At 39.7% G+C, this 10,045-nt stretch carries 10 protein-coding genes; all 10 read right to left on the reverse strand.

What is annotated here, in order from left to right; translation table 11 throughout:
- Window positions 1-10: 10 nt before the first annotated feature.
- The gene (gene nrdD / locus M594_RS09260) at window positions 11-2,218 is read right to left on the reverse strand and encodes an anaerobic ribonucleoside-triphosphate reductase (RefSeq protein ID WP_173876637.1); all 2,208 of its coding nucleotides are present in this window, start codon (window positions 2,216-2,218) and stop codon (window positions 11-13) included.
- Between the two features lie 119 nt (window positions 2,219-2,337).
- Window positions 2,338-3,843: a damage-inducible protein CinA gene (locus tag M594_RS09265; protein ID WP_173876638.1), complete on the reverse strand. Its 1,506-nt coding sequence runs from the start codon at window positions 3,841-3,843 to the stop codon at window positions 2,338-2,340.
- Window positions 3,844-4,038: 195 nt separating this feature from the next.
- A complete protein-coding gene (gene cls / locus M594_RS09270; protein WP_124787527.1) occupies window positions 4,039-5,571 on the reverse strand; it encodes a cardiolipin synthase in 1,533 nt (510 codons plus the stop codon).
- A 254-nt stretch (window positions 5,572-5,825) separates the two neighbouring features.
- Entirely contained in the window at window positions 5,826-6,290 is a 465-nt protein-coding gene (locus M594_RS09275) for an SP_0198 family lipoprotein (protein WP_023946810.1), read from the reverse strand.
- 86 nt (window positions 6,291-6,376) lie between these two features.
- Window positions 6,377-7,627, reverse strand: a complete 1,251-nt coding sequence (locus M594_RS09280) for a folylpolyglutamate synthase/dihydrofolate synthase family protein (RefSeq protein WP_173876639.1) — start codon at window positions 7,625-7,627, stop codon at window positions 6,377-6,379.
- 206 nt (window positions 7,628-7,833) lie between these two features.
- Window positions 7,834-8,139, reverse strand: a complete 306-nt coding sequence (locus M594_RS09285) for a DUF1292 domain-containing protein (protein ID WP_054368305.1) — start codon at window positions 8,137-8,139, stop codon at window positions 7,834-7,836.
- Window positions 8,140-8,154: 15 nt separating this feature from the next.
- Window positions 8,155-8,574, reverse strand: a complete 420-nt coding sequence (gene ruvX / locus M594_RS09290; RefSeq protein ID WP_173876640.1) for a Holliday junction resolvase RuvX — start codon at window positions 8,572-8,574, stop codon at window positions 8,155-8,157.
- Between the two features lie 3 nt (window positions 8,575-8,577).
- A complete protein-coding gene (locus M594_RS09295; RefSeq protein WP_000507059.1) occupies window positions 8,578-8,844 on the reverse strand; it encodes an IreB family regulatory phosphoprotein in 267 nt (88 codons plus the stop codon).
- A gap of 86 nt (window positions 8,845-8,930) precedes the next feature.
- Window positions 8,931-9,500 carry an SP0191 family lipoprotein gene (locus tag M594_RS09300; protein WP_173876641.1) on the reverse strand — a complete coding sequence of 190 codons (570 nt, stop codon included), beginning with the start codon at window positions 9,498-9,500 and terminating at the stop codon, window positions 8,931-8,933.
- A 66-nt stretch (window positions 9,501-9,566) separates the two neighbouring features.
- Window positions 9,567-9,965, reverse strand: coding sequence for a transcriptional regulator Spx (spx, locus tag M594_RS09305; protein ID WP_000591165.1), 399 nt, complete (start codon window positions 9,963-9,965; stop codon window positions 9,567-9,569).
- Window positions 9,966-10,045 lie beyond the last annotated feature (80 nt).

Below are 10,045 nucleotides of genomic sequence, written 5' to 3' on the forward strand. Positions count from 1 at the left end.
TCATTTCTTTCTAATTGGTTACTTGATGACCAGCTATTTTAATCGTTGAGCCATTCATGTGTTTGACACGCGCTGCGATTTCCTTGTGACGGCCGTTGACCATAGGTCTTGCTTGAGGATTACCTAGATAGCCACAAGTTCGTTTGACCACATCTACTGTTTTAGGGTCGCTATTGCCACAGTTTGGACAAGCAAATCCTCTTTCAGTTGGTTCAAAATCCCCTTCAAAGTCACACTTGTAGCAACGGTCAATCGGAGTATTAGTGCCTAGATAACCTACACGGTCGTAGGCATAGTCCCAAACAGCTTCCAGAGCCTTAGGATTTTGCTGAAGGACTGGATACTCACAATAATGGATAAAACCACCTGACGCACCTGCTTCTGGATAGACTTTCTCAAAGTCTAATTTTTCAAACGGTGTTGGATTTTTACGAACATCATAATGGAAAGAATTGGTGTAGTATTCCTTGTCTGTGATGTCAGGAATAGAGCCAAACTTCTCTGTATCTAGTCGGCAGAAACGGTCTGTCAAACTTTCAGATGGTGTTGAATAAATTGAGAAATGATAACCATATTGGTCTGACCACTCTTCTACACGGCGTTTCATATCACGAATGATATCCAGCGTGAATTCCTTGGCGGCTGGATTGTGTTCCCAGCTATTACCAAAGAAAACTGTCGCTACTTCATACAAACCGATATAGCCTAGCGAAACTGTGGCACGACGATTCTTAAAGAGCTGGTCAACACTTTCTTCTTTACCTAGACGATGACCAAAAGCACCGTATTGATACAGGATAGGAGCATTTGCTGGTGTTGCTTCCTTGGTTCGTTCGACACGATAAACCAGAGCATCTTCCGCAATGTTCATTCGCTCGTTGAAGATTTCCCAGAACTTATTCATGTCGCCCTCAGACTCAAGAGCAATACGAGGCAGGTTAACTGTCACAACACCCAGATTCATACGGCCTGAATTGACTTCTACACCATTCTCATCCTTCCACCCTTGGAGAAAGGAACGGCAACCCATAGGCACCTTAAAAGAACCTGTCAAGTCAACAATCTTATCGTAAGACAAGACGTCTGGGTACATCCGCTTGGTTGCACACTCAAGAGCCAACTGCTTAATGTCGTAGTTGGGAGTCCCTTCTTCCAAGTTAAGACCTCTTTTCAGAGTAAAAATCAGTTTAGGGAAGATAGCCGTACGATGTTCTGAACCAAGACCCTTGATACGAATAGTCAAAATAGCTTTTTGAATTTCTCGTTCAAAACGACTAGTTCCTAAACCAAAACCGAGCGAAGTAAAAGGTGTTTGTCCATTTGAAGTGAAGAGAGTATTAATTTCATACTCGAGAGATTGCATGGCATCATAGATGTCTTTTTGTGTTTTCTTCCAAGCGTAATCTTCCCGTTTGTCAGGTAAGACCCACTCTTCCGCATCCTTAAGGTGTTTTTGATAATTCTTCTCTGCGTAAGGCGCCAAAACTTCATCGATACGGTCAGCTGAACAGCCACCGTACTGGCTAGAAGCAACGTTGGCGATAATTTGAGAAATCTGAGCTGTCGCAGTCTGGATAGACTTGGGACTTTCTACCTCTGCATTTCCAATCTTAAAACCATTTTCCAACATACCTTTAAAATCAATCAAACAGCAGTTGGTCATAGGGGTGTAGGGACTGTAGTCCAAATCGTGATAGTGGATATCCCCCTTTTGGTGGGCATTGGCTACGTGCTTAGGAAGCATTTGCAGTCCGATTGATTTCCCAACAATCCCTGCTGTCAAATCACGCTGAGTGTTAAAGACATCACTGTCTTTATTAGCATTTTCATTGACAACTGCCTGGTCTTTGTTAAGAAGCTTATGGATACTAAAGTTAATATCTGTCGCTTTTGAGCGCTCAAAATCCCTTTGTGTCCGATAAGTAATATACTCCTCAGCCAGCGCATATTCTTTGGCTTCAAGCAGTTCATGTTCTACGATATTTTGAATTTCGTAAATCTTAACCCCCTGTGGAAAGCGACTATGAATTTCTGTGACAATTCGCTCGGTCAGAGCATTTAGGCGCTTTTCGACTAAGGGTGTCACATCCATAACCTTGTCTGCCGCCTTGTGGAGAGCCTTGTCAATCTTGTCCACATCAAATACAACACGTCTCCCATCTCGTTTCTCAACGAAGAGAGTTGGCAAAATTGTAATTTTTTCTTCTAGTGCAATCATATGCATGCTCTTTTCTAAAATGTTCTTTCTAAAAAGTATTATACCACTCTAAAAAGAAAAATCAATATCTTGTGTTAAAAATCCTAAAATTTTTAAAAATACACAAGATATTGATTTGGTTATTTTAATTTATATAGTTTGAATTCGTTCGTATCCGTCTTAACAAGTTCATATTTTTCACTAAGCAAAGTCTCTACATCTGACCACAAAGCCACCTGTTGATTAACCATAATCATCTTCGGTTGATTCTCCTTCAGGTCATTCATAAGCTTGGTTTTATTCTCATCGCTTGCAGTATAGAGAGTTGGGATCAATAAAGAACTTGGTGCTAGACGTTCACTTTCTAGATAAAACTCGGGACGGTTATCCCACGCATATACACGATCTTCAACACTCGTTTCCTTTTTGACGACACTCGCAAGACGGGCTCTTTCTTGATATGCTGATGGATGAAAAACATAACGACTCAAAACTGGTAGAAGCAATAAATAAGCTATTGCAACAAGCGGTAAATATAAATTGCTTTTTAGGAAAGAACCATCGCCATCATTTCTCCGGCGACGATTCACTCTATCCTTACCCTTAATTTCTGTTATAAGGAGTAATGTCAGGAATGGAATCAGCAGGACTAAACGTGAACCATACGCTGACTCTTTAGATAAAATCAACATAGACAACACAAACAGCAATCCTAAACTAGCAAAAAGTGATAATGAATATTGCTTGGCTGGTTTTAATTGGAATAAGCCCTTAAAGAGAAGAGTGAGAGAACCAACCCCAATAGCAAGCAATCCGTAGAAAATTGCATTTTCAACCAAAAGATTATTTGCAAACAGACTCACTGCATTTAAGGGGTAAAAAGTTTGACTAATCGCATCACCAAAACTTCCTTGCAAGACCGTAAAATAACCTAAAGGATAAAAGACAATAGAAAATCCAAGAGCAGCTGCAAAAAATTGATACAATCCATGAACAAATCGATGCTCCGCGACATTAAAACCGAGCAATGCCAAGGCAATCGTAGCTACAAATAAAGCTGTAGGCAATGGAGCAAGGAAGAATGCTAGAGCAAAACTCATTCCAAGTCGCAAAAATCCTTTATCACTATCCGGATAAGACAAATACTGCGTCACAATGTGCAAAGAGTAAAATAAAAATGGTAATACTAGGAAAAGGGCATAACCTCCGCCAAAACCAAGTCCTGCAACGAGGAGATAAAATACAAACACAACTTGCCTAGCCTGCTCACTCTGGTCGGTAAGAGTATCTGCTGCTTTAAAAAGGAAAATACCTGCCCCAAACAGAGCCAACCATTCCACAAGAGAAATTAAAACACTCCCCTTCAAAAGATAAGCTACTAAATAATAAAGCAAGCCACTAGTCCCAAAGTAGTCTGTATAAATCTGACCAGTTTGATGCAAGGCCCATCCAATATAAAGGTCCTGAGTCTGTTGAGGGCTCATTAAATCAAAAATAAAAGGTAGGACAACAGAAATCACTGTTGCAATCAAGCTTCCAATCAAAATACTAAAAAGCGGAAGCAGAGTTTCCTTTTTTTCTGGTAATGTCCAATCTGGGTAACGAGATTCTTCATAGCTCTCATCTTTTTTTCCATATACATTCATTCGTTTTTCCTCCAAGTTTATCTGTTTTAGTATATCAAAATCTTACCGGAATGTCAGCCCGGGATTGGGTATTTACCTTATATCCTATCTAGAATAGCGATTCGTTTGATGCTACAAAAACAATCTAGCCTCCCGAATTGAAAGTCTCCCTTAACCATATAAAAAGATTTAACTCAAGGTCAAATCTTTTTGTTTTTAAAGCATGGGTGCAAATAACTGGACAATTTCTTTGATAAGAGTTTGATACCACTTTGGTTTAATGGTGTAGGAATTGATTTCTCGTGAAACTTGGAGAATTCCTCTAAAATCCTCCGCAATATCTAGAATTGATTGGGTTCGATATAACAACACTGCATTTTCATAGTGATGAACCAGACTACGATAATCAAAATTGATAGTCCCAACGGTTGCTACCTCGCCATCAACGATCATTTGTTTACTGTGAAGGAAACCTGGACTGTATTCGTAAATGCGGACTCCTGCCGAAAGCAGATCTAAGTACGCTCCTCTAGTGACTAATTGGATTACTTTCTTATCTGGAATATAAGGTGTAACAATTCGCACATCTACTCCTCTCAGGGAAGCATTTTTAATACTTTCAGTCAAATCATAGTCAATGATAAGATAAGGGGTCGTAATATAGATATAATCTGTCGCCTGATTGATGAGATTCTGATAAACAGTTTTTCCCACCTGAGCTCGGTAAATGGGTTTAGGTCCGCTACTATATGGTATACAAAACCCTTGACCATCTCTCGGTTGATTCTCAAGGTGATATTGATCGAAATCACTAATTTCCCCACGATTTATATACCAAGTTGCTAAAAAGAGTCTTGTTAAAGCCTTGACCGCTAAACCATCTAAACGGATACCACTATCCTTCCAATATCCAAATCTCTCTACATGATTGATATACTCATCTGCAAGGTTAATACCACCAGTATAAGCAATCTGACCATCAATAATTAAGATTTTACGGTGATCACGATTGTTATAAGCAACTGTCAAACGAGGAATTACCTTGTTAAACTTATGGGCCTCAATCCCTCTTCCCCGAAGCTGAATAGTATAATCACCAGGTAATGTTGCCATACAACCAATGTCATCATAAAGCATTTTCACTTCTACACCTTGGGCGACTTTTTCTTCCAAAATCTCTAAAATACTATTCCACATCAAACCTTCTTCGACAATATAGTACTCTAGAAAGATAAACTTTTCAGCTTTCTTAAGATCCTCCAGCATCTGTTGCCACATACTTTCTCCAGAAGCAAAAAACTTCGTATCTGTTTGATCATATACATCTGCATTTGTATCCATACTGAGGAGTGATTTGATGACTCCGTAAGCAGATTTGTCTTGTTCCTTTAATTCCAAACGCAAAGCTCTACTGTTATCCTCACGATGAACCATGGATTGCAATTGTTCCAGTTGCTTCATTTCTTTCTTGGACAAACGACGTTCTCCAAACATGATATATAGCAATGGTCCAAACACTGGAACAAAGGCTACTAAAAGCCATGTTACCTTACTCTCGGGATTCATAGAACGATTGACAATCGATACAATAGTCGCTAAACTCACTAAAACAACAAGAATAATCCAGATAATAGGCGCCATTCGTCCCAGATAGAGAAATACACCAAAAACAAGACAAAGTTCAAGTAGCATAATCGAAAGACTAAAGCCATACTTGGACATCAATAATTGAAATTTTCTATATTTCATATCCCCTCCTTGATATTTTGATACTCAATGAAAAGCAAAGAGCAAACTAGGAAGCTAGTCGCAGGTTGCTCAAAACACTGTTTTGAGGTTGCAGATGGAAGCTGACGTGGTTTGAAGAGATTTTCGAAGAGTATGAATGCTAAAAACAGGTAATTAATACTAGTATAACGCAGGTATTCGGTAGAAGGCAAGTATTTATAATCATTTTTCTGAGTAAAAGCAAAAGAGACTGACAAAACCAGTCTCCTTCCAGTCTATTTTGATAAAACAATGCGATCAGACGCTTCTCTATCCCTATCGTCAATAATCATCTGATTGCCATTAATTGCATAAATCTTGGCATCATCCCCAATAATCATGCGTTGATTAGCGGCATCGAAGCTAACCTGCTTGATTTCTTGATCTCCGTCAGTTTCTACCTGTGTCCATGTACCAGTTGTTCCAGTTACCACTAAAGTGATACGGTCTCCTTCGTCCTGACCAGTATAAGTTCCATCAATATTGGTTGGTTGAGCCTCAGGCGTATTTTGTGAAGAACTTGTCGCTGCCTGGTTTGAATTTTCTGCCGAAGATGAAGCAGCAGGTTGTGATTGCTGAGTTTGTTGTGTTTGCGATTGAGCTACTGGTTGTTGAACTTGTTGAGCTCTTTGTGAACAAGCTACTAAGAGACTAAGACTTGCTAGAGAAGCAAGAGAAAGTGTGAATCTTTTTAATTTCATGATGAATTTCCTTTCTGCTACCAATTTACAGAAGTTTTTCCTTCTAACTAGTAGTTTTCCTAGTATAACAAGTTCAAAAAAGGAGGTCAATTTATCTGCTCATGGGCCAGCAAGTAGGCCCGTACTTCTGAGATAAAATAGAGAGACCCTGTAATGAATAACAAGTCTTGAGTGTCTGCTCTTTCTTCGAAACTGCTGATAAATTCGCGATAAGAAGGAATTACATCGTAACCTGTTACATCTGTTTCATCCAAAGAACCTTGATAGTCAAATCCGGTCACCTTGAGTTCCACCTGAGGCAATTTTTCAGTCAGATAAGCCAACATCCCTTGATAATCCTTCCTTTTCAAGGCTCCAAATAGGATTTGAGGACGATATCCTTCCTGCTCTTTTTCTTTAGTAAATTCAACCAAGCGAGTCAAGGCAGGGAGGTTATGAGCACCGTCCAAGTAAATTTGAGGACGAATACGCTCCAAACGCCCAGCCCAATGGGTCTTCTCCAAAGCCTGTCTTACAACCTGTTCATCAACAGCTTCCTTTCCTTCTCTCATAAAGAGAAGAAACGTTTGTAGCGCCAAGGCCGCATTTTCCTGCTGATAAGCTCCTTCCAAGCCTATTTTCAACTGTGAAAGGTTAGCCAAAGAGCTTGAAAAATCCCCATTCAGCATTGAAAAATCCTGACCTGCCTGATAAAGGTCAACAGCTAAAGAGTCTGCTTTTTTCTGACAAACAAGCATAGCTTCTGAAGGCAACTTAGCAATCACTGCCTTTTTACCAGCCTTAAAAATACCAGCTTTCTGCTCTGCAATTGCTGCTATACTGTCACCCAGAGTCTCCTGATGGTCAAGTCCGATGGAGGTGACGACAGCAATCTCTCCAGTTACCACATTGGTCGTGTCTAGTAAACCACCAATTCCCACTTCTAGTAAAAGCAAATCCACCGCTTGCTCTCTAAAATAGAGAAAAGCAATCAAGGTCAGTAATTCAAAAAAGGACAACTGGTCATGGGTTTGCAGAAGCGTTTTCTCCATCTCCTTGACCTGATTAGCCAAACGGATGAAGTCTGCATCAGCTATTGGTTGCCCATTAATGCAGATTCGGTCATTGATAGAGAGGATATGAGGGGAGGTAAAGGTCGCAACTTTTTTGCCATGCCCCATAAATAACTCCCTCATAAAAGCAATGGTAGAACCTTTCCCATTAGTCCCAGTGACGTGGATAATAGGGTAAGACTTTTCGGGATTTCCTAACAAATCAACCGCTTGTTGCATTCGGCCCAAACCTGATCGAAAATTCAAACCAATCCGACTGTGAAGCCATTCTTCTACTTCAAACATATACATCTCCTTGACAAGTGCCCAACCAACTACCGCGACAAAGCACGATGACTAATAAAAACAAGGCCAGGATTTTCGTCCCGACCTCTAACCTGGTTAGCTAATAACTAGCTACTATGAATATTAACTTGGGCTAAAAACGCCCCCGGACTTACCAGCTCTTTTTTATTTCAAAGATCTGGGGTAAAAACATCCACTGGATGTTTTTACTCCTCCATAAAGCTGTTAAAGACTTCTTCAATCATATTCCATTCGTCTTCTGAGTCTTCTGGGATTGGTTGCAATTCGCCTTCTGTTCCATCTTCGTTTTCAATGAATGAGTAAGCTTGAATTTCAACTTGTCCGTCTTCGTCTTCTTCTGCGTTAACTGGTACTAGAAGAACATAGTTTTTACCAAATTCTTCTTTTCCGTCAATGGTCAAAAGGATTTCAAACAAGGTTTCATTTCCTTGATCATCTACTAGTGTGATTAGTTCACGTTCTTCGTGGTCGTGGTTATGATCGTGTGACATAGCCTCTCCTTTATATTAAAATTTTCTATCTAAATAGCTTTGTAAAATCAGCTGAGCTGCTAACTTATCAATGACTTTCTTGCGCTTGTTACGGCTAATATCTGCTTGCTCGATCAACATGCGCTCTGCGGCAACTGTTGTCAAGCGTTCATCTTGATAGTCTACTGGTAAACCAAAAAGCTCTTCTAACTTTGCTCCGTAGGCTTGACTAGCTTCCACGCGCGGTCCGCTTGTATTATTCATATTTTTAGGCAAGCCCACTACAAATCGTTCCACCTTGTAAGTATCAACCAACTCTTTAACGCGGTCAAAACCAAATTGGCCTTGTTCCTCATTGATTTGGATGATTTCAAGTCCTTGAGCTGTAAAACCGAGCGGATCGCTAATGGCCACCCCTACCGTTTTTGAACCGACGTCCAATCCCATAATTCTCATAGGTTATAGATCGACTCCTTGTCCTTTTAGGTAGTAGCGGACCAATTCCTCAACGATTTCATCACGCTCATACTTACGGATTTGATTTCGTGCATTATTATAACGAGGAACGTAGGCAGGGTCTCCACTCAATACGTAACCTACGATTTGGTTAATTGGGTTGTAGCCCTTATCGTTCAACGAAGCATAAACATCAGTCAGAGTTTCGCTAATTTCTTTTTTATTGGAATCGTCCAATTTAAAACGTACTGTTTCTTCAGTAAATCCCATTCTAACACCCTCTTTCCTTAGAATAGTACCATTATAGCATAATTCCTTACGTTCTACAATTCAGGCAGTCTATTTATTTGGATTTTCTACTGTTCTGTCGCGCCATTTGCCAATCTGTCTGCTACATATTGACTCGGTTCATTTTTCAAAAGATTTTCCAAGCCAATATTCTTTAGATATTCAACCTGTGAAGCTTTTTTGATATCTAAAACCTGAAAATCATAAGTAGTTGTTGTTTGAATTTCTGTTTCACTTAGTAGCTTAGTCTCAAGTGTAAAACCTAGCAACTTGCGTGCTTCCTGAATCGAGGTATCTTTACCTTCAGCTTCAATGAGTGCTTTTTGAGTAGCCTCTACACCATGCTCAGTTACAAAAGTCTTCAATTCATCGGTAACTGGTCTTTTTTGAATAATAGTCAAACTTAAAAATTGTTTTCCTTTATATGTAACCGTTTGAATCTGCTGACTGCCATCATCTGACTTTGGCAAGATCAAAGTTTTGGTCACAACTGTATTCTTCTCGGCATTCTCTAGGACAGGTAACGTTGACTGTAATGTTTCAGATTCACTACTAGAGGATGCAGTTGTCGCTTTTTTTTGCCCACATCCAGCAAGCAGGAAAAGTAGTGCAAAACTTGTAATTAGTATTTTTTTCATAATTCCTCACATCATTTTTGAATTAAAAGAGCAAACAAGGCTAGGAAGCACTCCCAGCCTTGATGTTTATAGAGCTGCACGCAAACGTGCTTCTGCATTTTCTACATTACGGACAGAGCGTGGTAGGAAGGCACGAATATCGTCTTCCTTATAGCCAACTTGTAGGCGTTTTTCATCTACAAGGATTGGGCTCTTTAAAATTCTCGGCGTTTCCATAATCAGATTGAGGACTTCATTGACGCTCAAATCTTCAATATCCACTCCAAGGGCTTTGGCATAGCGATTTTTAGATGAAACAATGCTGGCTATTCCATTGTCTGTTTTGGTTAGAATATCCAGTAACTCTTCTCTCGTAATTCCTTCTTTACCAAGGTTTTGTTCTTTATAACTTAACTGGTGGGCATTGAGCCAGGTTTTTGCTTTTTTACAGCTAGTACAACTTGAGACTGTATAAATTTTAATCATGTACCTACCCCTTTCGCTACATGTTACTATCAGTTTAGTCTATTATACCATAAAAAACATCCGACTTGCGACCTATTTTT

Source organism: Streptococcus mitis, from assembly GCF_013305725.1.
Classification (GTDB): Bacteria; Bacillota; Bacilli; order Lactobacillales; family Streptococcaceae; genus Streptococcus; species Streptococcus mitis_BO.

Excerpts from the sequence above, each read along its gene's own strand:
- M594_RS09280 (WP_173876639.1), bottom strand. The coding sequence starts at position 7,627 with ATGTTTGAAGTAGAAGAATGGCTTCACAGTCGGATTGGTTTGAATTTT.
- spx (WP_000591165.1), bottom strand. The coding sequence starts at position 9,965 with ATGATTAAAATTTATACAGTCTCAAGTTGTACTAGCTGTAAAAAAGCA.
- cls (WP_124787527.1), bottom strand. The coding sequence starts at position 5,571 with ATGAAATATAGAAAATTTCAATTATTGATGTCCAAGTATGGCTTTAGT.
- M594_RS09265 (WP_173876638.1), bottom strand. The coding sequence starts at position 3,843 with ATGAATGTATATGGAAAAAAAGATGAGAGCTATGAAGAATCTCGTTAC.
- ruvX (WP_173876640.1), bottom strand. The coding sequence starts at position 8,574 with ATGAGAATTATGGGATTGGACGTCGGTTCAAAAACGGTAGGGGTGGCC.
- M594_RS09275 (WP_023946810.1), bottom strand. The coding sequence starts at position 6,290 with ATGAAATTAAAAAGATTCACACTTTCTCTTGCTTCTCTAGCAAGTCTT.
- M594_RS09295 (WP_000507059.1), bottom strand. The coding sequence starts at position 8,844 with ATGGGATTTACTGAAGAAACAGTACGTTTTAAATTGGACGATTCCAAT.
- M594_RS09285 (WP_054368305.1), bottom strand. The coding sequence starts at position 8,139 with ATGTCACACGATCATAACCACGACCACGAAGAACGTGAACTAATCACA.
- nrdD (WP_173876637.1), bottom strand. The coding sequence starts at position 2,218 with ATGATTGCACTAGAAGAAAAAATTACAATTTTGCCAACTCTCTTCGTT.
- M594_RS09300 (WP_173876641.1), bottom strand. The coding sequence starts at position 9,500 with ATGAAAAAAATACTAATTACAAGTTTTGCACTACTTTTCCTGCTTGCT.